24 protein-coding genes are annotated in these 24101 nt (G+C 59.9%); 10 read left to right on the top strand and 14 right to left on the bottom strand.

Going from position 1 to position 24101, the window contains the following annotated elements:
• Positions 1–287: 287 nt before the first annotated feature.
• On the top strand, positions 288–1217 hold the full coding sequence (locus ASC74_RS10685; RefSeq protein WP_056741354.1) for an AraC family transcriptional regulator: 930 nt from the start codon (positions 288–290) through the stop codon (positions 1215–1217).
• A gap of 141 nt (positions 1218–1358) precedes the next feature.
• On the opposite strand, the gene ASC74_RS10680 is transcribed toward ASC74_RS10685, so the two are convergent.
• From ASC74_RS10680 to ASC74_RS10655, 6 genes are all read right to left on the bottom strand, one after another.
• Entirely contained in the window at positions 1359–2414 is a 1056-nt protein-coding gene (locus tag ASC74_RS10680) for an ABC transporter ATP-binding protein (RefSeq protein ID WP_056741353.1), read from the bottom strand.
• A gap of 15 nt (positions 2415–2429) precedes the next feature.
• A complete protein-coding gene (locus ASC74_RS10675; RefSeq protein ID WP_056741352.1) occupies positions 2430–3278 on the bottom strand; it encodes an ABC transporter permease in 849 nt (282 codons plus the stop codon).
• On the bottom strand, positions 3275–4183 hold the full coding sequence (locus ASC74_RS10670) for an ABC transporter permease (protein ID WP_046049702.1): 909 nt from the start codon (positions 4181–4183) through the stop codon (positions 3275–3277). Before ASC74_RS10670 ends, ASC74_RS10675 begins: the two co-directional genes overlap by 4 nt.
• A gap of 143 nt (positions 4184–4326) precedes the next feature.
• On the bottom strand, positions 4327–5430 hold the full coding sequence (locus tag ASC74_RS10665; RefSeq protein ID WP_056741351.1) for an extracellular solute-binding protein: 1104 nt from the start codon (positions 5428–5430) through the stop codon (positions 4327–4329).
• A 218-nt stretch (positions 5431–5648) separates the two neighbouring features.
• The gene (locus tag ASC74_RS10660; RefSeq protein WP_056741350.1) at positions 5649–7097 is read right to left on the bottom strand and encodes an aldehyde dehydrogenase family protein; all 1449 of its coding nucleotides are present in this window, start codon (positions 7095–7097) and stop codon (positions 5649–5651) included.
• Complete coding sequence (locus ASC74_RS10655) at positions 7094–8731, bottom strand: 5-guanidino-2-oxopentanoate decarboxylase (protein WP_056741349.1); 1638 nt, start codon at positions 8729–8731, stop codon at positions 7094–7096. Before ASC74_RS10655 ends, ASC74_RS10660 begins: the two co-directional genes overlap by 4 nt.
• A 159-nt stretch (positions 8732–8890) precedes the next feature.
• Between ASC74_RS10655 and ASC74_RS10650 the strand changes: the two genes are divergently transcribed.
• Positions 8891–9772: a LysR substrate-binding domain-containing protein gene (locus ASC74_RS10650; RefSeq protein WP_056741348.1), complete on the top strand. Its 882-nt coding sequence runs from the start codon at positions 8891–8893 to the stop codon at positions 9770–9772.
• A gap of 114 nt (positions 9773–9886) precedes the next feature.
• Here the strand turns inward: ASC74_RS10650 and ASC74_RS10645 are convergent, their stop codons facing one another.
• Together ASC74_RS10645 and ASC74_RS10640 are read right to left on the bottom strand one after the other, a co-directional pair.
• The gene (locus ASC74_RS10645) at positions 9887–10501 is read right to left on the bottom strand and encodes an NAD(P)-dependent oxidoreductase (protein ID WP_056741347.1); all 615 of its coding nucleotides are present in this window, start codon (positions 10499–10501) and stop codon (positions 9887–9889) included.
• A 44-nt stretch (positions 10502–10545) separates the two neighbouring features.
• The gene (locus ASC74_RS10640; protein WP_056741346.1) at positions 10546–11427 is read right to left on the bottom strand and encodes an MBL fold metallo-hydrolase; all 882 of its coding nucleotides are present in this window, start codon (positions 11425–11427) and stop codon (positions 10546–10548) included.
• 208 nt (positions 11428–11635) lie between these two features.
• On the opposite strand from ASC74_RS10640, the gene ASC74_RS10635 reads away from it, so the two are divergent.
• Positions 11636–12541 carry a LysR family transcriptional regulator gene (locus tag ASC74_RS10635; protein ID WP_082555795.1) on the top strand — a complete coding sequence of 302 codons (906 nt, stop codon included), beginning with the start codon at positions 11636–11638 and terminating at the stop codon, positions 12539–12541.
• Positions 12542–12759: 218 nt separating this feature from the next.
• Positions 12760–12936 carry a hypothetical protein gene (locus ASC74_RS31835; RefSeq protein ID WP_170206612.1) on the top strand — a complete coding sequence of 59 codons (177 nt, stop codon included), beginning with the start codon at positions 12760–12762 and terminating at the stop codon, positions 12934–12936.
• 9 nt (positions 12937–12945) lie between these two features.
• On the opposite strand, the gene ASC74_RS10625 is transcribed toward ASC74_RS31835, so the two are convergent.
• Positions 12946–13842 carry a helix-turn-helix domain-containing protein gene (locus ASC74_RS10625; RefSeq protein WP_008156068.1) on the bottom strand — a complete coding sequence of 299 codons (897 nt, stop codon included), beginning with the start codon at positions 13840–13842 and terminating at the stop codon, positions 12946–12948.
• A gap of 188 nt (positions 13843–14030) precedes the next feature.
• Here ASC74_RS10625 and pobA point away from each other — a divergent pair, with 188 nt between their 5' ends.
• Positions 14031–15215 (top strand): 4-hydroxybenzoate 3-monooxygenase, encoded by a 1185-nt coding sequence (gene pobA / locus ASC74_RS10620; protein ID WP_177338848.1) that lies wholly within the window; start codon positions 14031–14033, stop codon positions 15213–15215.
• An 80-nt stretch (positions 15216–15295) separates the two neighbouring features.
• Positions 15296–16813: an MDR family MFS transporter gene (locus ASC74_RS10615; RefSeq protein WP_056741343.1), complete on the top strand. Its 1518-nt coding sequence runs from the start codon at positions 15296–15298 to the stop codon at positions 16811–16813.
• A gap of 87 nt (positions 16814–16900) precedes the next feature.
• Here the strand turns inward: ASC74_RS10615 and ASC74_RS10610 are convergent, their stop codons facing one another.
• The 4 genes from ASC74_RS10610 to ASC74_RS10595 form a co-directional block, all read right to left on the bottom strand.
• The gene (locus tag ASC74_RS10610) at positions 16901–17749 is read right to left on the bottom strand and encodes a cache domain-containing protein (RefSeq protein WP_056741342.1); all 849 of its coding nucleotides are present in this window, start codon (positions 17747–17749) and stop codon (positions 16901–16903) included.
• Between the two features lie 123 nt (positions 17750–17872).
• Positions 17873–18748, bottom strand: coding sequence for a hypothetical protein (locus ASC74_RS10605; protein WP_056741341.1), 876 nt, complete (start codon positions 18746–18748; stop codon positions 17873–17875).
• A 118-nt stretch (positions 18749–18866) separates the two neighbouring features.
• Complete coding sequence (locus tag ASC74_RS10600; RefSeq protein WP_056741340.1) at positions 18867–19859, bottom strand: NAD-dependent epimerase/dehydratase family protein; 993 nt, start codon at positions 19857–19859, stop codon at positions 18867–18869.
• Positions 19860–19934: 75 nt separating this feature from the next.
• A complete protein-coding gene (locus ASC74_RS10595; protein WP_056741339.1) occupies positions 19935–20828 on the bottom strand; it encodes a LysR family transcriptional regulator ArgP in 894 nt (297 codons plus the stop codon).
• Positions 20829–20924: 96 nt separating this feature from the next.
• Between ASC74_RS10595 and ASC74_RS10590 the strand changes: the two genes are divergently transcribed.
• The 3 genes from ASC74_RS10590 to ASC74_RS10580 all read left to right on the top strand — a co-directional run bounded on the left by ASC74_RS10590 (position 20925) and on the right by ASC74_RS10580 (position 22709).
• Positions 20925–21326 carry an ACT domain-containing protein gene (locus ASC74_RS10590; protein ID WP_056741338.1) on the top strand — a complete coding sequence of 134 codons (402 nt, stop codon included), beginning with the start codon at positions 20925–20927 and terminating at the stop codon, positions 21324–21326.
• Between the two features lie 7 nt (positions 21327–21333).
• The gene (locus ASC74_RS10585) at positions 21334–21936 is read left to right on the top strand and encodes a LysE/ArgO family amino acid transporter (protein ID WP_056741337.1); all 603 of its coding nucleotides are present in this window, start codon (positions 21334–21336) and stop codon (positions 21934–21936) included.
• Between the two features lie 176 nt (positions 21937–22112).
• The gene (locus ASC74_RS10580; protein ID WP_056741336.1) at positions 22113–22709 is read left to right on the top strand and encodes a superoxide dismutase; all 597 of its coding nucleotides are present in this window, start codon (positions 22113–22115) and stop codon (positions 22707–22709) included.
• 176 nt (positions 22710–22885) lie between these two features.
• Here ASC74_RS10580 and ASC74_RS10575 read toward each other — a convergent pair whose 3' ends face one another.
• Positions 22886–23152: a DUF6124 family protein gene (locus tag ASC74_RS10575; protein ID WP_046049726.1), complete on the bottom strand. Its 267-nt coding sequence runs from the start codon at positions 23150–23152 to the stop codon at positions 22886–22888.
• Between the two features lie 10 nt (positions 23153–23162).
• On the opposite strand from ASC74_RS10575, the gene ASC74_RS31605 reads away from it, so the two are divergent.
• Complete coding sequence (locus tag ASC74_RS31605) at positions 23163–23654, top strand: hypothetical protein (protein WP_156400812.1); 492 nt, start codon at positions 23163–23165, stop codon at positions 23652–23654.
• Positions 23655–24101 lie beyond the last annotated feature (447 nt).

Here is a 24101-nt window from a genome sequence, read left to right as displayed (position 1 = left end):
CAGGATCAAAGGTTAAGCGCGCCGGTGGAAGCGCGGTTAGTCGATTCCTGCCGGCTTATTGCACAATCCTGCGCGGCTTCTCGAAAAACCTGTAACAACCTGTAAAAGCTTTCGCGCCAATGAAACAGGGCTTTCAAGCAAGTTTTCCTTGGGTTGCCCTGTCATAGAGGTGCCGTTAATTCACTCCGTGCAGAATCAGGCAAGGTTGAGGCAGGATGTGTCTACCGCTTCATCTTGCACAAACTTAAGCTCGCCTCATTACCAACGCCTTGCCGAGGATGCCTAGCATGTCGTCGCTCGATCACTTTCAAGCCCCGCTGGACGCCGACATGGAGAAACAGCGCGCGGAACTGGCCGCTATCATTCGCCAAAACACGGCGGAGGATGGCACTTATGCGACTGCCGTCGGCTCGCTCTTCATGTCTCGCCATAGCCAGTCCCATGAATTTGCCCCGGTACTGGCGCAACCCGCGCTGTGCATCATGGCGCAGGGCCGTAAAGAGGTCAGGCTGGCCGATGAGTACTTCAACTACGATCCGCTGAATTACCTGGTGGTGTCGGTCTCGATGCCACTGAGCGGGCGTGTGGTGAATGTCACGTCTGAAGAACCGATCCTCGCGGTGCGGCTGGATATCGACCCGGCGGAAATCACTGCGCTGATTGCCGACGCCGGCCCTCTTAGTGTGCCCACCCGGCCGACGGGGCGCGGCTTGTATGTCGAACGGATCGACACCGCGATGCTCGACGCGGTGTTGCGTCTGGCACGTTTGCTGGATGCACCGAAAGACATCGCCATGCTCGCACCGCTGATTCGCCGGGAGATTCTTTATCGGTTGTTGCGCAGTCAGCAGGGCCATCGGTTATACGAAATCGCTATCGCCAACAGCCAGAGCCATCGCATCAGCCAGGCGATCAAATGGCTCAACGGCAACTATGAACAGCCGCTGCGCATCGATGATCTGGCGAAGGAAGTGAACCTGAGTGTGTCGACGTTGCATCACCGCTTCAAGGCGATGACGGCGATGAGTCCGTTGCAGTATCAGAAACAACTGCGCCTGCAAGAAGCGCGGCGGTTGATGCTGGCGGAAGGCTTGGAGGCTTCGGCAGCGGGGTATCGGGTGGGGTATGAAAGCCCTTCGCAATTCAGCCGGGAGTACAGCCGATTGTTTGGGGCGCCGCCGTTAAGGGATTTGGCGCGGTTGCGGTTGACGGTCTAACTGAGATTTTTGTCGGATGTACCGCCCTCTTCGCGAGCAAGCCCGCTCCCACATTCGACCGTATTCTCATGAAGGAACTCGGTCGAATGTGGGAGCGGGCTTGCTCGCGAAGGGGCCAGTACAGTCAATCCACCTATAAAGTCAGGCGCCGAGTACTCGGCACGCATCAGCCGGCAACGTCACCGACACTGGGTTGCCAATGCTCAACCCAAACCCCTGACACGGCGTACTCAACGCCGTAAACGACACCCCGGAACACTCCACGGTCGTTTCAATTGTCGCGCCAATATCACGCACAAACGTCACCTTACCAAGCAACCGATTCCCCGCCGTGGCCTGTGGATGCGACAGTTGCAGGTCTTCAGGGCGAATCAGCATCTTCACTTTCTCACCGACCACGATGCTGCTGCAGATCGGCACTTCCAGCGCATCGCCACCCGGCAGCCCAATCTTGCCGTTGCCCAGCGCGGTGGCCGGGAAGATATTGCCCGAGCCGATAAAGTCCGCGACAAATTCATTGGCCGGGTGACGATAAATCTCAATCGGCGTGCCCACCTGCTGCACGCGATGCTCACCCAATACCACAACGATATCCGCCATGGTCATGGCTTCACGCTGGTCGTGGGTCACCATGATGGTGGTGATGTTCAAGCGTTGTTGCAGCTGACGGATTTCCACCTGCATCGATTCACGCAGCTTGGCGTCCAGCGCCGACAGCGGTTCGTCGAGCAGCAGAATTTTTGGGTGATTCGCAATCGCCCGGGCAATCGCCACGCGCTGACGTTGGCCACCAGAGAGTTTCGACACCGGACGGTCGATCATTTCCTGCAACTGAATCAGTTGCAGTAACTCCACCACCCGCGCCTGCTGATCAGCCTTGCTGACGCCACGCAGTTTCAGCGGATAGGCGATGTTCTCCCCCACCGTCATGTGCGGAAACAGCGCCAGCGATTGAAACACCATGCCGAAATTACGTTGATGCGCAGGCGTATGGCCGATGTCTTCACCGTCCAGGCGAATCTCGCCGCCGCTCAGGGTTTCAAGCCCTGCGATCATGCGCAGCAAGGTGGTTTTGCCGCAGCCCGACGGGCCGAGGAAACACACCAGTTTGCCCTCGGGCAAATGCAGGTTTACATCCTTTACCGCGCAGGCCGAGCCGTAATGTTTCTCGACGTTTTCCAGAATCAGACCAGTCATGTTGCACCTCAAGAATCAGAACGAAACGCCACCTTCACCAACCAGCTTCTCCAACGCCCAGATCAGGACGAAGTCGATCAGCACGATCAGCACGGCAAACGAGAAAACGGTTGGGTCGAGCGAAGACACGGTGCGGCTGTACATCCAGATCGGCACGGTCATGACGTCGATGGTGTAAAGGAAGTAGGTCACGGTGAATTCGTTGAACGAGACGATGAACGCCAGCAGCATCCCCGCCAGAATCCCCGACTTCATCAGCGGCACCACCACATCGATGATCGCCCGGGTCGGCGAAGCACCGAGCATCTGTGCGGCCTCTTCAACTTCGCTGCCGATGGAGAGCATCGCGGCGGTGCAGTTTTTCACCACGAACGGCAGCGCCAGGATCACGTGGGCAATCACCAGCCGTGAGGTGGTCATCTGGAACGGCAGGCTGTCGAACACCAGCAGCAACGCCAGGCCCAACACCACCATCGGAAACACCAACGGCAACGACATCAGTTGCAGCGCCACGGCTTTGCCGCGGAACTCGCAACGGGTCAGCGCATAAGACGCCGGCACTGCGATGATCGTTGCAAACACCATGGTCAGGCACGCCACCATCAGGCTGGTGGTCATGGCTTTGCCCAGGCTCAGCACGTCGCTGGCGTCCGGCGAGACGAAGGTGTGCCAGGCCGCTTTGTACCATTGCAGGCTATAGCTGCTCGGCGGGAAGTCGAGGTTCGACGAGCCGCTGAACGACATTACGATCATGGTCAGGATCGGCAACACCGCCAGCAGCAGGATGAAGCCCGAGAGGATGCCGGCGAATTTGCCGGTCTCGCCCGGCAGCAGCCCATAACGTTTCTTGATCAGGGTACTCATTGCGAAGCCTCCAGCATGCGCCGACGGCGGCCAGTGATGTATTCGGACAAGGTCATGATCGCGAGCGTGGTGACAATCAACACCACACCGGCAGCGGAGGCGGCGGGCCAGTTCATCAGCGGGGCGATCTGGTCATGGACCATCACGGCCAGCATCGGCACGCGTCGGCCACCGAGCAGCAAAGGCACCACGAAGCTGCTGGCGTTGTAGGCAAATACCAACGTCGCGCCAGTGATGATCCCCGGCATGCTCATCGGCAGCACCACCTGACGGAACACCTGCAAACGGCTGGCACCTAGCGTTGCAGCGGCTTCTTCATAAGTACGGGCGACGCCGCGCATGGCGCTGGCAATCGGCAGCACGGCCAACGGGAACGCGGTTTGCACCAGGCCCATCAGTACGCCGTTCTGGTTGTAGAGCAACATGATCGGGCGCTTGATCAGGCCCAGGCCCATCAGCGCCTGATTGAGCATCCCGCCTGGGCCGAGAATTACCAGCCAGCCGTAGCTTTGCAGCAGCAGGTTGACCAGCAAAGGCAGCAGCACCGCGGCGAGGAAGATCCGTCGCACAAACGGTGAGGTCAGCCGCGACATGGTGTAGGCCACCGGGATCGCCAACACGACCGCGATCACCGCGCTGATCAACGCCAAGCGCAGGGTCAGCAGCAAGGATTTGAGGTAATACGGTTCCAGCAATTGGGCGTAACTGGCCAGGCTGAACCCGGTCCATTCCGCGCCCTTGGTGCCCACGCTCATGCGCAGTACCAGCAGGCTGGCGGCGATCAATACGCCCAGAAACAGCATCGACGGCGAAAGGAAAATCCAGGCACGCGTCGTCGGCGAAACACCCCGATTGACGCGCACAGGAGCGGCGGCGACCGGATGAGTCAGAGGTTGGTGTTCCATAGCAAGGGTCTCGTCAATGGAAGATCAGAAATATCTGCGCGCCCGGCCCCTGTAGGAGCTGCCGAAGGCTGCGATCTTTTGATCTTTTCAGAGCCACCGAAGAGCAGGATCAAAAGATCGCAGCCTTCGGCAGCTCCTACGGATCAGGAAGAAAAGATTTCCGTGTAACGACGAATCCATTGGTCATGCACGGTGGCCAGGAAGGCGTTGTCGTGCATGATCGCCTTCTCGGCAATCTGCTCTGGCGTGAGGATGAACGGGCTCTTGCGCGCTTCGGCGGAGATGATCGCCTTGGCGTTGACCGGGCCGTTGTAGATGTCTTCAGCCATCTTGCCCTGCACCAACGGGTCCAGAGAGTGGTTGATGAAGGCGTACGCCATGTCGGTGTCGCCCGGACGGTTCTTCGGCATCACCGATTGCATCAAGTCGGTGTAGAAACCTTCCTTCATGCCAAAGGTTGCACTCAGACCGTAGGCCGGATCGCGGATCTGTTTCGGGAAGAATGCCGGCGCATACAGGCCGCCCATGTCCAGGGAACCGGTGCGGAACAGCTCGGCGATCTGGTTCGGGTTTTCACCCAGGGTGACCACGCGATCTTTCAGCTCGGCGAGTTTCTTGAAGCCTGGCTCAATGTTGTGTTCGTCACCACCGGCCAGTTTGGCGGCGATGATGATCAGGTCCATGGCCTCGGTCCAGTTTGGCGGCGGCAGGAAGATGTTCGGCGCAGCGTCGGCGTCCCACAGGGCGGCGTAGCTGTCCGGCGCTTCTTTCTGAGTGCGCGTGCTGTATACCAGGCTGTTGCACCAGAGCAGGTAACCGATACCGTGGCCATTGGCGCCGGTGCGGTATTTTTCCGGTACGTCGACCAGGTTCGGGATGCGGTTGAGGTCGGGTTTTTCCAGCAGGTTGGCGGCGGCCAGACCTTCGGCGCCGACGCCGGCCAGGGTGATGATGTCGTACTGCGGACGATCACCGCCAGCCTTGAGTTTGGCGACCATTTCCGAAGTACTGCCGGTACGGTCAGCGATGACCTTGCAGCCGTACTTGTCTTCGAAGGTCGCGGCGATGTTACGCAGGGCTGCCAAGCCGGTGTCATCGGACCAGGTCAGCAAACGCAGGGTCTTGCCCGCAAAGCGTGTGTCGCTGGCGTTAGCCTTGATGAACGGCATGCTCATAGCGGCCGCTGCCACCGAGGCTACGCCCACGGTTTTGATGAATTGACGTCTGTTCAGATCATGCTCGCCCATTACGGACTCCCTTTGTTTTTGTAGGTATGAGGCTGGTCGCAACCGTTGCATCTGCGCCGCCAGATCTGCTTCAAGCCCCCGTATTCACGGGGTTTGCGCTGAGCCGACGGGTTCATCCTGAGGTCGTGCAAAACACCTGACTATCGATAAAAACTCATTGAAGCCATGACGCCAGCGCATGCCTCATCACGAGGCATGCGCTGACCCTTTTCGAGCCGTCAGACCGCTCGAATCACGTGTTTGATTTCCTGGAAAGCCTGCAAACCCCACGGCCCCAATTCGCGGCCGATGCTGCTCTGTTTGTAGCCACCCCAAGCGGTCTGCGGGAAGATCACTTGTGGCGCGTTGATCCACACAAGCCCCGCCTGCAAGGCGTTGGCGACCCGATCTGCCGCTTCCGCGTCGCGAGTGACCACGCTGGCCACCAGACCGAACTGGCTGTCGTTGGCCAGGGCAATCGCCTCGGCTTCAGTGGCAAAACTGCGCACGCAGATCACCGGACCGAAAATCTCTTCGCACCACAGCGCACTGTCGAGGGGCACTTCGGTGAAAATCGTCGGCTGCAAAAAATAGCCGCGCGGCAGGTCTGCCGGGCGATTGCCGCCGCAAACCAGCTTGGCGCCAGCACTCAAACCACGATCGATGTGGCCGAGTACGCGCTGGTATTGCGCCTGATTGACCAGTGCGCCCATTTCCACGTTCGGGTCGAACGGGTCCGCCACGCGAATGGCTTCGGCGCGGGCCTTCAAACGGATGAGGAATTCGTCCGCCAGTTCATCGGCGATCAGCACGCGGCTGGTGGCCGAACACATCTGCCCGGCGTTGAAGAAACCGCCGCCACAGGCCACTTCCACGGCCAGTTCGATGTCAGCGTCTTTGAGCACCAGCAGCGAGGATTTGCCGCCCAGTTCCAGGCTCACGCCCTTCACGGTTTCTGCGGCACGTTGCATGACTTGAACACCGACGGCGTTGCTGCCGGTGAAGGAAATCTTGGCGATGCGCGGGTCAGCCGACAACGGCGCACCAACGGCCAGGCCCGTGCCGCAGACCAGGTTGAACACACCCTTGGGCAGACCGGCCTCGGCGATGATCGTCGCCAGTTCCAGTTCCGGCAGCGGCGTGACTTCGGACGGCTTGAGCACCACGCAGCAACCGGCAGCCAGGGCCGGGGCGAGTTTCCAGGCAGTGGTAACCATCGGGAAATTCCACGGCACGATCAGGCCGACCACACCGCACGGCTCACGGCGCACACGAGCGCTGAAGTCGTCGGTTGGCAGCTCCACATTGCTGTCTTGCTTGGCATCGAGACCTTCGGCCAGACCGGCGTAGTACTCGAAGGTGGCAATCACGTCGTCGACGTCGATGGCCGCTTCGAACAGTGGTTTGCCGTTGTTGCTCGACTGCAAATGCATCAACTGTTCGCGACCGGCCTGCACGCCCGCAGCAATTCTGCGCAGGATCGCGCCGCGCTCGGCGCCGGTGGTTTTCGACCATTCCTTGAAAGCGTTGGTTGCGGCAGTGACGGCTTGATCGACAGCACGTTCATCGCCGCCGTTCACGGTGGTCAACAGGGCTTCGGTGGCCGGGTTGATCACGCGCAGGTGTTCGTTGCCAGCGGACCATTGTCCGTCGATGAACAGGCCGTCGAGGGTCGTAGGGAAAGTCATTTCGACACCGCCTTCATCCACACAGTCTGATCGATTTCAATCAGGGTCGGGCCCTGGCGATCGGCGGCGGCGCGCAGTGCGCTGCGCAGTTGCTCGACACCGCAGATGGCTTCGGCGGCACAGCCCAGCGCCTTGGCCACGCCGATGAAGTCCGGGGTGTAGATGTCGACGCCAACCGGCTCGATGTCGCGGTTGACCATGTATTTCTTGATCTCTTCGTAGCCCTGGTTATTCCACAGCAGGACGATCACCGGGGTGCGCGCTTCAACGGCGCTGGCCAGTTCCGGCAGGGTAAATTGCAGGCCACCGTCGCCGATCAGGCACACCACTGGAGGACGTGCGCCGTTTTCAACGCTGCCGCCGAGCCAGGCGCCGATGGCTGCCGGCAAGGCGTAACCGAGGGTGCCGTAACCGGTGGACGAGTTGAACCAGCGACGCGGGCGTTCCGGGTTGAAGGTCAGGTTGCCGGTGTACACCGGTTGGGTTGAATCGCCGACGAAGACTGCGTTTGGCAGTTCGTGCAAGACGGTTTCCAGGAAGCGGGTCTGGGCCAGGGTCGGAGCGTCCCAAGTGGCAGCCAGTTCATCGCGCAAGCGTGCGGCACGGACCTGGCCCCAATCGTTACGGCGCTCGGCCAGCGAGTGGTGGGACAGTTCGCTCAGCAAGGCTTGGGCGGCGTTGCGCGAGTCGGCTACCAACGCGATTTTCGGCGGGTAGTTGCGCACGGTCTGGTCGGGGTCGATGTCCACACGCAGCAGCACGCCAGGAATCTCGAAACCGCCGGCGAAGGTCACGTCGTAATCGGTCTCGGCCAGTTCGGTGCCGATCGCCAACACCACGTCCGCTTCAGCCACCAGAGCGCGAGTCGCGACCAGGCTTTGGGTCGAGCCGATCAGCAACGGATGGTTGGATTCGAGCATGCCTTTGGCATTGATGGTCAGGGCCACCGGGGCGTCCAGCAGCTCGGCCAGTTCAGTCAACTCGACGGCGGCATCGATGGCGCCGCCACCGGCGAGAATCAGTGGGCGCTTGGCACCGGCCAGCAACGCGGTCATGCGGCTGATTGCACTCGGCGAGGCACCGGCGCGGTCAATGTTGACCGGTACGCTGGCGAGCAGGTCATCGGCCTCTTCGACCAGGACGTCCAACGGAATTTCGATGTGCACCGGACGCGGACGGCCGGCCTGGAACAATGCAAAAGCACGTGCCAGGACGCCCGGCAGTTCAGCCGCCGACATCAAGGTGTGGGAGAACGCCGCCACGCCACCGACCAAAGCGCTCTGGTTTGGCAGCTCGTGCAGCTTGCCGCGACCGCCGCCCAACTGGCTGCGCGATTGCACGCTGGAGATCACCAGCATCGGGATCGAATCGGCGTAGGCCTGGCCCATGGCGGTGGTGATGTTGGTCATGCCAGGGCCGGTGATGATGAAGCACACACCCGGTTTGCCGCTGGTGCGAGCGTAACCGTCGGCCATGAAACCGGCGCCCTGCTCGTGACGCGGAGTGACGTGGTTGATGCTCGAACGGGCCAGCCCGCGATACAGCTCCACGGTGTGAACCCCGGGAATGCCGAACACCTGCTCAACCCCGTAATCTTCGAGTAACTTGACCAATACTTCGCCGCACGTCGCCATGTCTTTGCCCTTCTTGTTCGTTTGAGACGCCGGACCTGCGCAGTGTTTATGATGAGTGGGCAGGTCCAGGGATGGCCTCATTGGAACGGGCGACACGTAGCCGCAACAATGGATAAAAAGTCATACTAGCCATGTCCTCACGTCATACCTTGGATCCCAATGAAACGATTGCCTCCCCTGCCGGCGCTGCACACTTTTCTGATTACCGCGCAGTGCTGCAACTTCACCCGTGCTGCCGAACAGCTGTACATCACCCAAGGGGCGGTGAGTCGGCAGATCGCCGGGCTGGAAGAACATCTGGGTTATGAACTGTTCATTCGCCAGGCCCGAGGCCTTGACCTGACGGCCGAAGGACGGGAATGGCTGCCACGGGTCCAGCAGATTTTCGGCTTGATCGACGAGGCGGTGGAGCAGATCGGCGAGAAGCGCGAAACCCTGCAACTCAAGGCCCCGACGTGCGTCATGCGCTGGCTGTTGCCGCGGTTGTTGCAGTGGCAACGGGAGCGCCCGGATGTGCCGGTGGAGTTGACCACCACGGTCAAACACGGTGTGGATTTTCATCGCGAGCAGTTCGATGCAGCGGTGATGTACGGCGCACCGCCGGACAGCGCGCTGGCCTCTTTTCATTTGTTCGATGAGCAACTGACACCGGTCTGCTCCAAACCTCTGCTGGAAGGTCCAGTGCCGCTGATGACGCCGGAGGATCTGGAGCAGCACATGTTGCTGCACCCGACCCGGGATGAACGGGACTGGAAAGCCTGGCTGGCCACCGCTGATATTCGCTTGAGCAATGTCGCCAAGGGTCAGCATTTCGAAACGCTGGACCTGGCGATGTCGATGGCGTCCCAAGGGACCGGCGTGGCGATCGGGGATTGGTCGTTGATTGGCGATGATTTGAGTGCGGGGCGGCTGGTCATGCCGTTTGAATTGAAGGTGAAGACGGGATTGGCGTATTACCTGGTTTTCCCGGAAAAACCCGGGCCTTCGCCGAAGTTGAGGGAATTGATGGGGTGGTTGGTGGAGCAGGCTCAGAGTCGCTGAAAAGCTTCGCGAGCAAGCCCGCTCCCACCTTGATCGTAGGCGTTCACAAATAGTGTGTTCACCTGCGGTCCAGTGTGGGAGCGGGCTTGCTCGCGAATGGTTTCAGCCGCGCTATCAATACCCGACTGTGAACCGCTGGCGGGAATGCTTCGGCGCTTCCACTTCATCGATCATCGCAATCGCATAATCAGCAAAAGTGATCCAGCTACGCCCTGCACTGCTCACCAGCAAATCATCCTTGCCAACCCGAAACGTCCCCGTGCGCTCACCTTCGACAAACTCTGCCGACGGCGACACAAAGGTCCAGTCCAGCTCTTTTTCCTGCCGCAGGTTTTCCAGAAACAGCGCACCGGCACTGGCCTCAGCCTTGTACGCCTGCGGAAAACCCTCGCTGTCGATGACGCGGGTTCCGTCCGGCAGCAACAGCGAACCGGCACCGCCCACCACCAGCAAACGTTTCACCCCGGACTTCTGCACCGGCCCGATGACGGCGCTGGCTGGAAGGGTCGCGAAGTGCGCAGCGCTGATCACCACGTCATGGCCCGCAACGGCCGCTTGCAACGCTTGGGCATCAAGGGCATCGACATTCTTGGTGACCACACCAGCACGCTGGCCGATCTTCGAGGTGTCGCGGGCAATGGCGGTAACGCTATGACCACGGCGCAGGGCTTCTTCCAGCAGTTGGCTACCGGCACGACCGGTGGCACCAATGATTGCGATCTTGCTCATGACGTTCTCCAGTTGGCTTGTGTGTATTGATCAGGTACGGCGGGTTACCACTTCATCTCGCCCTTGGCGACTTTGGCGCTCAGCTCAAGCGAGCTTTCTTCACCCAGCTTCGGGTAGCGTTTTTTCATCGCGGCGATCAGCGCGGCAGCGTCCTTTGCCTTGGCGGTTTCTTCGTCGAAGGCCTTGATGTAATCGGCGGTGAACTGCACGGCGGCCAGCGAACGGGCGCTCTCACCAAGGTAATGACCCGGCACGATGGTTTTCGGCTTCAGGGTTTCGATGGCGTGCAGCGTAGTCAACCAATCGGCGTGGGACTGCGGCGTCTGGGTGTCGGCCATCCACACGTGGATGTTTTCCGCGACGACGACGCCACCGACCACTGCCTTGATCGACGGAATCCAGACAAAGGTGCGATCCGGCTGCTTGCCCTCAAGCCCCACCACCTGCAATTTCTGCCCTTCGAGCATCAGGCTGTCGCCTTTGAGTACCTGCGGCACGATGGTTTTGGCCGGTACATCGGCGCCCATTTTCGGCCCCCAGAACGCCAGTTTGCCGTCGACGGTTTTCTGGATGTGATCCACGGTCGGCTGCGAGGCGAGCACTTTGGCGTTGGGGAATGCGGCGGTCAGGGTGTCGAGGCCGAAGTAGTAATCCGGGTCACCGTGGCTGATGTAGATGGTGGTCAGTTGCTTGCCGCTGGCGCGGATCTTCTCGACTACTTGCTCGGCCTGGGATTTGCCAAACTGCGCATCCACCAAAATCGCGTCTTTCTCGCCGCTGACCAATACCGAGGTCACCGGGAAGATCGCCTTGACGCCCGGGTTGTAGACATCCAGGGTCAGGGTCGAGGCTGCCGCTGCGTGGGCGGCGAAACCGAGGGTGGCGGTGGCCAGCAAAATACGTTTAAGCGAGGTGAAGCCGATCATCTGTTGCTCCGTTGTCGATGGCCAGGGATAGCCGATGGCTCTGTAGGAGCTGTCGAGTGAAACGAGGCTGCGATCTTGTAAAGGCAAGATCAAAAGATCACAGCCTCGTTTCACTCGACAGCTCCTACAGGGGACAGAGCTTAGTTGCATGACTCAGTACAAAAAATGCGATGCTGGAACATAGTTTGTTTCTGAAAGCGGGCAAATCATGGATCGTCTACAAGCAATGCGGGTGTTCGTCACGGTGGTTGACCTCGGCAGCCAGTCGGCCGCCGCCGATCACCTGGACCTGTCACGGCCGGTGGTTTCGCGCTATCTGGCGGAGCTGGAAGATTGGGTCGGCGCACGCCTGATGCACCGCACCACGCGCAAGCTGAGCCTGACCGCCGCCGGCAGTGAAATCCTGCCTCGGTGTCGGCAGATGCTCGACCTGTCCACGGACATGCAAGCCGCCGTCAGCGAACCGGACGAGGCACCACGCGGCCTGTTGCGGATCAGCGTCAGCACTTCGTTTGGTCAGGCACAACTGGCGGATGCCATGGCCGCTTACGTCAAACGTTACCCTGGCGTCAGCATCGACCTGCAGATGCTCGACCGCACGGTGAACCTGGTGGATGAGCGCATCGATCTGGCGATCCGCACCAGCAACGACCTGGACCCAAACCTGATCGCACGACGGCTGACGGTCTGCCGCTCGGTGATCTGCGCCTCCCCCGCTTATCTGCTCGAACATCCGACACCGCTGCGGGTCGAGGATCTGAGCCAGCACAATTGCCTGACCCACTCCTACTTCGGCAAAAGCCTCTGGCATTTCGAGGAGGACGGCGAGCAGGTGTCAGTGCCGGTGCAGGGCAACATCAGCGCCAACGAAGCCAGCACGCTGTTGCGCGCGGCGATGGCCGGTGCCGGGGTGGCGATGCTCCCCAGTTATCAGGCCGGCGTGCATATCCACAGCGGCGAACTGATCCGCCTGCTGCCCCACGCCGAACCCCGGCAAATGAACGTTTACGCGGTGTATGCCTCACGCAAACACATGCCGGCGGCGTTGCGCAGCATGCTGGATTTTCTGGTGCTGAGGTTTCCGGAAGAACCTGCGTGGGATATCGGCCTGTAACCAGATCAAATGTGGGAGCGGGCTTGCTCGCGAAGGCGGTGTGACATTCAACAGTGATGTCGACTGACACGGCCTCTTCGCGAGCAAGCCCGCTCCCACATGGGGATATCAGCGTTCTGAATGTCGGGTTACATGCGCAAGCCGCGCGGCTGGCAACTCACTGGCGCTGACCTATGCTGAAAGTAGTACCGAAGGGTATTCGTTCAGAGGTCAACGCCATGAACATCAAAACAAGAAGATACCTCGCGATTTTCATCACCTGCGCGGCCACGCTCGCGCTGTATGGCACCGCGGCCTGGCGCGTCGAGCAGTTGCGACAACTGCCCCGTGAATACGCGAGCTGCAACTTCGAACGCTGCATTCCCCACAACGCGACCCTCAACGCCCTCAAGTAACGAAGGGGATCAGGCCTCGTTGTCCTGATCGGCCTTCAAGCGGTCGCGAAATGCCTTGGGCGAGATCCCCACTCGACGCCGGAACAGGCGCGTGAAGTTGGTCGGATCAGAGAACCCCAACACGTCGGACATTTCATAAATGGTCATGCTGGTATAGGTCAGCAAACGCTTGGCCTCCAGCAACTGACGCTCGTGCATGATCTGCAACGCCGGTTGTCCCGCCAGCTCACGGCAGGTGCCGTTGAGGTGGGACACGGAAATCCCCAGCCGATGGGCCAGGTCTTCGACCTTGACGTGCTGGCGATAGGTCTCTTCCACCAGTTGGATAAAACCGTTCAGATATTCCCGGGCACGCTGCGGACGCTGGCTGGCGTTGCGACGGGAAATCACCTGACGGCTGACCCACACCATGATCACGCTGACCAGCGAATGCATGAGCATTTCGCGAGCCGGCTGGTGGCCGGTGTATTCGTCTTGCAGCGCTGAAAACAGGCTGTTGAGGTATTCGCCTTCCTTGCCCGCCGGATAACTTTCGGCCTGGGCCAGGGCGTTCACCGAGTTGCCCAGTTGCGCCTGAAGATGGGCGACCAGCGGCGCGGCAAGGGTCACGACAAACCCTTCGACGTCCTCGGAAAACCGGAAGCCGTGCACCGACAGCGGTGGCAAGATCTGGATCGCCGGCTCGGTCAATTGCGTACGTTTGCCTTCGATTTCAAGCTCTGCCTGACCTTTGAATACGAAGAGCAACTGGCACAAATCGGCGTGGCGGTGGGGTTTGATTTCCCATTGGTGTTCGCGGCTGCGTTTGGAAATGGTTTCACAGTGCAGCAAGTCCGGGGTCGGCCAATCCAGGCTTTCACCATAGAGCTTGAACACTGGAATCGAAGGTAGGTCAGGCTTGTTCATCACTTCAATCCAGGCCTCGGGGGTAGGCGGGCGATAATCGCACCGATTGGCAGAATGTACAGGTATCGGCTCAGTTTTCCCCTTCAATTGACAGACTCGCGAGAGAAAAATGCAAGCACTCGATCCATAAAAATTATTCACCGGCCCTGGTCGCGTGAAGCTTGCGAGTCATAAAAACAATGAAAACGCTGAAAACCCAAATCGCCATCATCGGCGCCGGTCCGTCCGGTTTATTGCTCGGCCAATTGCTGCACAACGCCGGCATCGACACCCTCATTCTCGAACGCCAGACCCCGGACTATGTGCTCGGACGAATCCGTGCCGGCGTCCTCGAACAAGGCATGGTAGAGCTGTTGCGCCAGGCTGGGGTGGGTCAGCGCATGGACGCCGAAGGGCTGGTCCATGGAGGCTTCGAACTGGCCCTCGACGCACGCCGCGTACACATCGATCTGCAAGCCCTGACCGGTGGCAAAACGGTGATGATCTACGGTCAGACCGAGGTCACCCGCGACCTGATGGCCGCTCGTCGGGAGGCCGGTGCACAGACGATTTACGAGGCAGGCAACGTCGTTCCTCACGGGATGAAAACCGAAGAGCCGTTCGTGACTTTTGAGAAGGACGGCGAGCTGTATCGACTCGATTGCGACTACATCGCCGGGTGCGACGGTTTCCATGGCGTGGCCCGGCAGTCGATTCCTGCCGAGTGCCTGAAGGTGTTTGAGCGAGTCTATCCGTTTGGCTGGCTCGGCATCCTCGCTGACACGCCGCCCGTTCACGAAGAGCTGGTTTATGCCCGGCATGAGCGCGGTTTTGCCCTGTGCAGCATGCGTTCGGCCACCCGCACCCGCTATTACCTTCAGGTACCGGCCGACGAGCACGTCGAGAACTGGTCGGATCAGCGCTTCTGGGATGAACTCAAATCCCGTCTGCCTTCCGAGTTGGCAGCGTCATTGGTCACTGGGCCTTCCATCGAAAAAAGCATCGCGCCGTTACGCAGCTTTGTCGTCGAACCGATGCAGTACGGACGGATGTTTTTGGTCGGCGACGCCGCGCACATCGTCCCGCCCACCGGCGCCAAGGGCCTGAACCTGGCGGCCAGCGACGTCAGTACGCTGTTCAACATTCTGCTGAAAGTTTACCGAGAAGGCCGTGTGGATTTGCTGGAGAAATACTCCGAGGTCTGCCTGCGACGGGTGTGGAAAGCCGAACGGTTTTCCTGGTGGATGACCTCGATGCTGCACCGCTTCGACGATAACGACGCCTTCAGCCAGCGGATTGCCGAGTCGGAACTGGGCTACTTCGTCGACTCCGAGGCCGGTCGAAAAACCATTGCAGAAAATTACGTCGGCCTTCCATACGAGGCTATCGAATAGCCTGCTACCGACTTACACTGGCGAGCATCCCCGCTCGCCTTGCTCCTTGCGGGTCAATCACTGTCCGCAGGTTCTAACCCGTGACCAATCTCAACCAGCCTGAAACGCCCAAACCGGCCATTCGCAGCGTGTTGATCGCCCTGATGCTGGCAATCTTTCTTGGCGCGCTGGACCAGACCATCGTCGCCGTATCGATACCGGCCATTTCCGCACAATTCAAGGACGTCAGCCTGCTGGCCTGGGTGATTTCCGGCTACATGGTGGCGATGACGGTGGCGGTGCCGATCTACGGCAAACTGGGTGATCTGTACGGTCGCCGCAAGTTGATGCTGTTTGGCATGGGGTTGTTCACGGTCGCTTCGTTTTTTTGCGGCATGGCCCAGAGCATGGAACAGCTGGTGCTGGCGCGGATTCTTCAGGGCATCGGCGCCGGCGGGATGATTTCGGTCAGCCAGGCGATCATCGGTGACATCGTGCCGCCCCGGGAGCGCGGCCGCTATCAAGGCTATTTCAGCAGCATGTACGCCGTGGCCAGCGTGGCCGGCCCGGTACTCGGCGGTTACATGACCGAGTACCTGTCATGGCGCTGGGTGTTCTTGATCAATCTTCCGTTGGGCCTCGGTGCCTGGCTGGTGGCCAATCGCACGTTGGTGGGTTTGCCGGTGCCACAACGCAAACCGATCATCGATTACCTCGGCACGCTGCTGATGATCATCGGCTTGACCGCCTTGCTACTGGGCATCACCCAGGTCGGCCAGGGCCATTCGTGGCGCAGTGCGCAAGTGCTGGGCCTGCTCGGTTGTGCAGTGTTGGTATTGGCACTGTTTGTCTGGCATGAACGCCGGGCGCGGGAGCCGCTGCTGCCGATGCATTTGTTCGCCAATCGCAATGCGATCCTGTGCTGGTGCACGATCTTCTTCACCAGTTTCCAGGCGATCTCGCTGATTGTGTTGATGCCGCTGCGCTTCCAGAGCGTGACCGGCGCCGGAGCCGACAGCGCCGCATTGCACCTGTTGCCGCTGGCGATAGGTTTGCCGATCGGGGCGTATTTCGCCGGCCGCCGAACCTCGGTGACCGGGCGCTACAAACCCATGATCCTGACCGGCGCCCTGCTTATGCCGATCTCGATTCTCGGTATGGCGTTCAGTCCTCCCCAGGCCTTTGTGCTCAGTAGTTTGTTTATGTTGCTCAGCGGGATCGCTAGCGGCATGCAGTTCCCGACGTCCTTGGTCGGTACGCAGAATTCGGTGGCACAACGGGACATCGGTGTCGCCACCAGCACCACCAACCTGTTCCGCTCATTGGGCGGCGCGGTGGGTGTGGCGTTGATGTCGGCACTGTTGCTGGCGTTGTTGCAAGACTCAAGTTTCGCCCACCTGGCCGGCTCTTCGATGATTGCCGAGGGCAGTTCGGGGAACGTCTTGCTCGATGGTTTGAACGCCGCGCCGGGGGATGCGCAGAACGCCTTGCGTGCCGAACTGCTGCTGACCTTTCAACATTTGCTGATGGTTAGCGCGGCGGTGTCGCTGCTGGGGCTGGCGGCGGCGATTGCCATGCCGAATATGGTGTTGCGGGGGCGTGAGGATAAAGTCCGCTAAAAGCAAAAGATCGCAGCCTGCGGCAGCTCCTACAGTGGAATGCGTACACCCTTGTAGGAGCTGCCGCAGGCTGCGATCTTTTGATCTTCAAGGGCTGTAATACCCGACAGCCACCAGAAAATGCCCGACCTTTTTCAGGTAGGCATGCTTGTCCTCGACCTTTCCGGTCACCGGGTTTTTCCAACGGTATTCGTATTCGCCGTAGTCCTGCCTGGCCATCAGCGCCAGGATCGGCTCCCCAACTGGTTTGCCTTCCGGATCCTTGATCTTGCTGAAATCGGTATTGATCAACCGCAGGTTGGTGCCGTGGGCGACGTATCGCTGGTTACTCAGGTCAACAACGAAGACGTACAAGTCATCCTGCAAGTACCCGCCCTTGAGTGAGTTGATGGCCGTGAGCGTGCCCTTCTCGTCCTTGGCCAGATCGGCTGCTGCTTTGTTCAGCAAGGCCATCGCCTGTTCCGCTGAAGCCCGTGGCAAGTAGTAACCCACCGCCAGGATCCGCTGACCGATGCGCTGGTAGAACACATGCTTGCGTTCGACCTTGCCGTCGGACCAGTTCTGCCAACGATATTCGGCCTGCTGAATGCCATTGCCCTCCGGCACGTTCAAAGCGTCTTTGAAGGCTTTCTGCAAATCCGGCCCGAGCACATCGGACACATCACGGCCAATCAACGCCGAAGACGGCCCACCGCTGGCGAGCATCACGCCCTTGGTGTCGAGCACGAACACGTAACGATCCTTGTCGACAAACTCTCCCTGACGGCTGAAAGCAGCGAAGGCCTTGTCACCATTGTCGTGGTAGTACGCCAGGGCTTTTTCCAGCAAGGCTTTGGCCGCCTGGCTGTCGTCCTTTTCCGTGCCGGCAGCTTGAACCTGGCCCAGGCACAGCAAAAGCATCACGCCCAGCAAGGCCATCCTATGCAAAAACCCCATTGCGCATCCCTCGTTCTTGTCGGTGTTTCAAGAGCGTAGACGGCAATGGGGTATGTATGGATATTCAGCGAATGGCAGTGTGTAAGGAAATCATTCCCGGGAAATCCGGGAATGATTCATGGCTCAAGGCCGGGCGCGCAGCTGCTGTTGCAGATTCTGGATCTGCGCCTGAAGGGTGTTGATGTTGCGGGTGACCTGGCTACGGAAGGCGTCGAATTCGGCGGTATTGGTCCCGCCTGGCGTCGCGGCCGGGCGATTGTCCTGTTGGCTTTTGAGGATGATGACTTCCTGCTCCAGGCGCTCGATGGCGGCGCTCGGGTTGCCTTGTTTCCTCAGTGCAACGATATCGGAGCCAAGGCTCTTGAGTTGCGCGTCGAATTTGTCTGTGTCCGCCGGGTTGCTTTTCAGCACGGCGACATCGCTGTTCAAGACTTTGACCTGAGCCTGCAACTGAATGGTGGCGGTCTGTTGCTCAGTGGTCTGAGTGGTCATCTGCGCCAAGCGCTTATCCAGATCGGTGGTTTGTGCGCTCATCAGTGCCAGGCGCTTGTCCAGATCGGTGGTCTGACCGACAACGCCTTGCTGTTGTTTGCTTTGATCCTGGAGTTTGCTTTCCAGCTGTTTGATTTGCAGCTTCAAGGCTTCGCTGTCGCTGCTGACGTTGGTCTGACTGGCGACAACCTTGCCGGAAATGTCCTGCAAGCGCCCCGCCGCATCCTCACTGATACGCGCGAAACTTTCCTGGGTCGCCACCAATTGCTGCTCCATCAGCGAGAGCTGCTGAAAGCTCCACCAGGCCAGGCCTGCAAACGCAAAGAACAAGGCGCCGACCAGCGCCCACAGCGGGCCGGTGCTCGGGCTTTTGACTTTGACGACTGGCGCGGTCCGCGAATGCACGGAGGTACGAGCGCTTGTCGGAAAATCATCGTCGTCGAGGCTATCGGCACGCAGGCTCGGTACATCGTCGAAGTCGTCGTTGGCATCGTTACGCATGGACATTGAGTCAACCTTTGAGGAACGCGGTGATGGCTTGATGCGGCGCAGTATAACCCCCACTGCCGCATCGATTGACCCTCAACCCCGAACTCGGTTCAGTGCGGCGGCGCTAACCCGCGCGTCAGCGGATGTCCTGGGCCTTCCACCAGCCGCAGAATTCATCGAGGGCGGTCCAGAGACTGACTTTGGGATCGTAGTCCAGATAATGCCGGGCGCGGCTGATGTCCAGGGTGAAATTTTTGTTCATCACCTGCATGCCCAGGCGCGACAGGGTCGGCTCGGGACGACCCGGCCACAACTTGCACACCCCTTCGTTGAGCGCCGCTACGGTGTAGGCCAAGCCGTAGGAACGGTAGCGCGTGACCTGTGGGACATCCATCTTGCGCATCACGTAATTGACCACGTCCCACAGCGGAACTGGCGTGCCGTTGCTGATGTTGTAGGCCTTGCCCAACGCCGAACCACTGGCCAGCAAACTGCTGAGCAACGCTTCATTGAGGTTTTGCACGCTGGTGAAATCAACCTTGTTCAGGCCGTTGCCGATGATTGAGAGCCGTCCTTTACGCTGCATTTTCAGCAATCTCGGGAAGATGCTCATGTCGCCAGCCCCCGTCACGAAACGCGGGCGCAGGGCCAGGGTTTCGAGGCCGAACTCCTGAGCGCCGAAAACTTTTTGCTCGGCCAGGTATTTGGTCGCGGCGTAGGGATGCTTGAAGCGCTTGGGCACCTGTTCTTCGGTCAGTCCCAGATGATCGCGGCCATCGAAGTAGATCGACGGCGACGACAAGTGAACCAGTCGTCGAACCCGCTGTTTCAGGCAGGCCTCGACCACGTTTTCAGTGACCTGGACATTGCCTTGATGAAAGTCCTGATAACGCCCCCACAAACCGACCGCACCGGCGCAATGCACCACGGCTTCGACGTCGGAGCACAGATCGCGTGCCAGTTCCGGGTCGCTCAAGTCCCCCTGGATGAACTCGGCGCCACGGCGCACCAGATGCTCCACACTTTCGGCCCGGCGACCGTTGACCCGCAAGTCCAGGCCCTGCTCCAGGGCAAAACGCGCAAAGCGCCCGCCGATGAAGCCGCTTGCGCCGGTAACCAGAATCTTCATGAATTGCTCCGAATATTTCGTTTTGCGTTTTGCGTTTTGCGTTTTGCATAGGGCGTGAGGTCTTGACGCTGCCCGTCAGTCCAACGGCACCAGCCATTGCTTCGACGAACGCACCAACTGATCGGTGAGTAACCCCAGCAACTGACCGCCATTGCGCCAATGATGCCAGTACAGCGGCACATCGATCGGCTTATCGGGCAAAAGCTCTACCAATACACCGCGCTCCAGTTGCTCGCGCACCTGCAGTTCAGGCACCAGGCCCCAACCGAGTCCCGCTTCCGTGAGGCGGATGAAGCCTTCGGACGAGGGGCATAGATGGTGTTCGAATCCGCCATCGACACCGAGGGACGCGAGGTAGCGATGCTGTAGGAAATCGTCCGGGCCAAACACCAACGCGGGCGTTTTCGACAACAGATCGGCGCGTACACCTTCAGGAAAATGCCGGGCGATAAAGGCCGGGCTGGCCAGCGCACGGTAGCGCATGGCCCCCAGCAAAACGCTGCGCGCGCCGGCCACCGGGCGCTCGCTGGCGCAGACGCACGCCGCGACTTCACCGGCGCGCATGCGTTTGAGGCCGACGGTCTGGTCTTCGACCACCAGATCGAGCAGCAAATGCTGCTGCGCACAAAAATCCCCGACCGCCACCGCCCACCACGTGGCGAGGCTGTCGGCATTCAAGGCAATGCGCAGGCGTTCCGGCAGACCTTCTTCGTCGAGTGCCGGCACCAATGTTTGCAAGTCCCGTTCAAGCAAACGCACCTGCTGCACATGGTTGAGCAGTCGTCGGCCAATTTCGGTCGGGGCCGGCGGCGTCACCCGTACCAGCACCGGTTGGCCGACCCGCGCCTCCAGCAACTTGATGCGCTGGGAGATCGCCGATTGCGACAAACCGAGCACCTGAGCCGCACGTTCGAACCCGGCCTGCTCAACCACCGCAGCCAAGGCAGAAAGCAATTTATAGTCGAACATCAGTTTTCCTAATGAGCGATCAGCATGATTGGTTTTTCTTATACAGCCTGACACCGGAGAATGGCCAGCAAGAACTCTTCAACAAGGATCATCGACATGGCTGGCGAAACTTCATTGGCAACGCTGCTGCGCAGCATGAGCCCGCAACTCAACGTCGGCGAATACGTGTTCTGCACCCTGCGCGACGGCAATCTGCCGGCAGGACTGGAGATTGTCGGCAGCTTCCGCGAGCAGGAAGGTCTGACAGTCATTCTGGAACGTTCCCACGCCGAGAAGGCGGGTTTCAGTTTCGATTACGTCGCGGCCTGGATCACCTTGAACGTGCATTCGGCCCTCGAAGCCGTCGGCCTGACCGCCGCGTTCGCCACGGCATTAGGCCAGGCGGGTATCAGCTGCAACGTGATCGCCGGCTATTACCACGACCATTTATTCGTCGGCCAGGCCGATGCCGAACGCGCTCTGCACGTGCTGCGGGACCTTGCGGCCAACGCGGAGTAAACATCTTATGTGGCAAAGCTACGTGAACGGCCTGTTGGTGGCCGCGGGGCTGATCATGGCGATCGGTACTCAAAATGCGTTTGTGTTGGCTCAGAGCCTGAGACGTGAACATCACCTGCCCGTGGCGGCACTGTGCGTGACTTGCGATGCCTTGCTGGTGGCCGCCGGGGTATTCGGCCTGGCGACGGTGCTGGCGCAGAACCCGACATTGCTGGCAGTCGCCCGCTGGGGTGGCGCGGCGTTTCTGATTTGGTATGGCAGCCTGGCATTGCGTCGAGCCTGCTCGAAACAGAGCCTGCAACAAGGCGAAAGCCAGACCGTGCGTTCACTGCGCGCGGTGATGCTCAGTGCTTTGGCCGTAACGCTGCTTAACCCGCACGTTTATCTGGATACCGTGTTGCTGATTGGCTCCCTCGGTGCCCAACAAACAGAGCCTGGCGCTTATGTGGTGGGCGCGGCCAGTGCGTCGTTGCTGTGGTTTTTCACCTTGGCGCTGGGCGCGGCGTGGTTGGCGCCATGGTTGGCTCGGCCAAGTACCTGGCGAATCCTTGATCTGTTGGTGTCAGTGATGATGTTCACCGTGGCGTTTCAATTAATCGTCGCCAGCTGATTATTCCAAAAGGCTCTGGAACCTCTATTCCACACAGTTGTTGCGTGGTTATGCCGCACCCCCGGTGCTATGATCCGATCCGATGCGCCGCAAAGAGTACAAACTCCCCGGCGCTTGTCTGGCCGCCCGTGATCGGCCTTGCGCTCACCGCAACTGACCTGATTAGGAGAATCATCATGGCTTTCGAATTGCCGCCGCTGCCTTACGCACACGATGCCCTGCAGCCGCACATTTCCAAGGAAACTCTGGAATTTCACCACGACAAGCACCACAACACCTACGTCGTGAACCTGAACAACCTGGTGCCAGGCACCGAGTTCGAAGGCAAGACTCTGGAAGAAATCGTCAAATCTTCCTCGGGCGGTATCTTCAACAACGCCGCTCAGGTCTGGAACCACACTTTCTACTGGAACTGCCTGGCGCCAAACGCCGGCGGTCAACCAACCGGCGCACTGGCTGAGGCGATCAACGCAGCCTTCGGTTCGTTCGACAAGTTCAAGGAAGAATTCAGCAAGACTTCCATCGGCACCTTCGGTTCCGGTTGGGGCTGGCTGGTGAAAAAAGCTGACGGTTCCCTGGCCCTGGCCAGCACCATCGGCGCCGGCAACCCGCTGACCAACGGCGACACCCCGCTGCTGACCTGCGACGTCTGGGAACACGCTTACTACATCGACTACCGCAACCTTCGTCCAAAATACGTCGAAGCGTTCTGGAACCTGGTCAACTGGAAATTCGTGACTGAGCAGTTCGAAGGCAAAACCTTCACCGCTTAAGATCGACGCCAGTCAAAAAAACCCGGCTTTTGCCGGGTTTTTTTATGGGCGGTGGAAATGTGGTGCCTGGGCGGCCGCCTTCGCGAGCAAGCCCGCTCCCACAGGGGGAATACATTTCAAATGTGGGAGTGGGCTTGCTCGCGAAGAACGATGACACGGTCAACCTGACGGAATGCCTACTCCTGCGGGTCGACGATATCCAGCGCCCGATTAACAGCTAAGTCCGCCAACATGACGATCTGCGCGATGGCCAACGCCGTACTGCGCTGGGAGCCGGTCAGGTAGGTGGCGAAATCGCTGGCCAAGACGTTGGCTGAAGCCAATGACTCACAGGCGTGGGCCAGGAGGGATTCGGTATCCATGTCGGGGGCGATCATGAACATAGTGTTGGGACTGTAGGGTTTGGTGGTGTTGAAGGGGGGATCGGGGATTAATTTATCCAAGGGAATGCCTATGACGTTGGGTGCCATTCCCTCGCCGTTTCTCACGCGACGAAGAGGTGGCAGCTATGTGCGAGGTGAGAAACCGGTCATAGACACCCGGCCAGACCGAAGTCTGCCCGCACACAGCCGCCATAACGCATATGCAGCAGATAAACTGGCGGCAATTATGCGGATACTGGCGCTGGATGACTATGACTTGCCGGGTTCTCACGCCCGATCGCTGATTTTCAGCGACAGCCAAAAGGTTATTGAACCCGCTTCCTACGGGCAACCTGAAAACCTCGTGGGAAAGGTCTGGTTTTTTTACCGCTGTTTAAACGGACGCATCCGTTGCCTGTACAGCCGCCATCGCGAGCAGGCTCGCTCCCACAGGGATTGGATGTTTGGCAGAAAGAGATTGGTCGGCTGTCAGGCCGCCTTCGCGAGCAAGCCCGCTCCCACAGGGGGATCGGTGTTCGCCTTTCGCCTTTCGCTCCTCACCACTCAACAGGCCGAGCGTTAGCTCGCCTGCAGCTTGTGATCTTGATCCACCCGCCCCCTCGGGAGGCTGAGTGGAGGTGTGCATCCGGGGAGTGGCGCGCAGCGCCGTTCGACGCAGTCGAACACGCTGCATGTAGGTCGTCGCGAAGCAGACCGGAGGGCCGACATGGTCGACTTGCCGCCGGGAAGCAGCCTGCTGGTGGTGCNCGCGATGGCGACCGAGAAACCACTCAACAGGCCGAGCGTTAGCTCGCCTGCAGCTTGTGATCTTGATCCACCCGCCCCCTCGGGAGGCTGAGTGGAGGTGTGCATCCGGGGAGTGGCGCGCAGCGCCGTTCGACGCAGTCGAACACGCTGCATGTAGGTCGTCGCGAAGCAGACCGGAGGGCAGTGTCCCCGGATGGATACCGGAACGAAGGAACGCCGAGCCTAAGCGAGGGGCCGGACGCTCGGGGCGAGCCTTTTTTTG

Origin of the sequence: Pseudomonas sp. Root329 (assembly GCF_001424925.1) — a bacterium.
Classification (GTDB): Bacteria; Pseudomonadota; Gammaproteobacteria; order Pseudomonadales; family Pseudomonadaceae; genus Aquipseudomonas; species Aquipseudomonas arabinosi.
This window is presented reverse-complemented; position numbering and strand designations above follow the sequence as displayed.

Bases quoted from the DNA above. Each gene is read 5' to 3' on its own strand.
- ASC74_RS10685 (WP_056741354.1), top strand. From the start codon at position 288: ATGTCGTCGCTCGATCACTTTCAAGCCCCGCTGGACGCCGACATGGAG.
- ASC74_RS10680 (WP_056741353.1), bottom strand. From the start codon at position 2,414: ATGACTGGTCTGATTCTGGAAAACGTCGAGAAACATTACGGCTCGGCC.
- ASC74_RS10675 (WP_056741352.1), bottom strand. From the start codon at position 3,278: ATGAGTACCCTGATCAAGAAACGTTATGGGCTGCTGCCGGGCGAGACC.
- ASC74_RS10670 (WP_046049702.1), bottom strand. From the start codon at position 4,183: ATGGAACACCAACCTCTGACTCATCCGGTCGCCGCCGCTCCTGTGCGC.
- ASC74_RS10665 (WP_056741351.1), bottom strand. From the start codon at position 5,430: ATGGGCGAGCATGATCTGAACAGACGTCAATTCATCAAAACCGTGGGC.
- ASC74_RS10660 (WP_056741350.1), bottom strand. From the start codon at position 7,097: ATGACTTTCCCTACGACCCTCGACGGCCTGTTCATCGACGGACAATGG.
- ASC74_RS10655 (WP_056741349.1), bottom strand. From the start codon at position 8,731: ATGGCGACGTGCGGCGAAGTATTGGTCAAGTTACTCGAAGATTACGGG.
- ASC74_RS10650 (WP_056741348.1), top strand. From the start codon at position 8,891: ATGAAACGATTGCCTCCCCTGCCGGCGCTGCACACTTTTCTGATTACC.
- ASC74_RS10645 (WP_056741347.1), bottom strand. From the start codon at position 10,501: ATGAGCAAGATCGCAATCATTGGTGCCACCGGTCGTGCCGGTAGCCAA.
- ASC74_RS10640 (WP_056741346.1), bottom strand. From the start codon at position 11,427: ATGATCGGCTTCACCTCGCTTAAACGTATTTTGCTGGCCACCGCCACC.
- ASC74_RS10635 (WP_082555795.1), top strand. From the start codon at position 11,636: ATGGATCGTCTACAAGCAATGCGGGTGTTCGTCACGGTGGTTGACCTC.
- ASC74_RS31835 (WP_170206612.1), top strand. From the start codon at position 12,760: ATGAACATCAAAACAAGAAGATACCTCGCGATTTTCATCACCTGCGCG.
- ASC74_RS10625 (WP_008156068.1), bottom strand. From the start codon at position 13,842: ATGAACAAGCCTGACCTACCTTCGATTCCAGTGTTCAAGCTCTATGGT.
- ASC74_RS10610 (WP_056741342.1), bottom strand. From the start codon at position 17,749: ATGGGGTTTTTGCATAGGATGGCCTTGCTGGGCGTGATGCTTTTGCTG.
- ASC74_RS10605 (WP_056741341.1), bottom strand. From the start codon at position 18,748: ATGTCCATGCGTAACGATGCCAACGACGACTTCGACGATGTACCGAGC.
- ASC74_RS10600 (WP_056741340.1), bottom strand. From the start codon at position 19,859: ATGAAGATTCTGGTTACCGGCGCAAGCGGCTTCATCGGCGGGCGCTTT.
- ASC74_RS10595 (WP_056741339.1), bottom strand. From the start codon at position 20,828: ATGTTCGACTATAAATTGCTTTCTGCCTTGGCTGCGGTGGTTGAGCAG.
- ASC74_RS10590 (WP_056741338.1), top strand. From the start codon at position 20,925: ATGGCTGGCGAAACTTCATTGGCAACGCTGCTGCGCAGCATGAGCCCG.
- ASC74_RS10585 (WP_056741337.1), top strand. From the start codon at position 21,334: ATGTGGCAAAGCTACGTGAACGGCCTGTTGGTGGCCGCGGGGCTGATC.
- ASC74_RS10580 (WP_056741336.1), top strand. From the start codon at position 22,113: ATGGCTTTCGAATTGCCGCCGCTGCCTTACGCACACGATGCCCTGCAG.
- ASC74_RS31605 (WP_156400812.1), top strand. From the start codon at position 23,163: ATGACGTTGGGTGCCATTCCCTCGCCGTTTCTCACGCGACGAAGAGGT.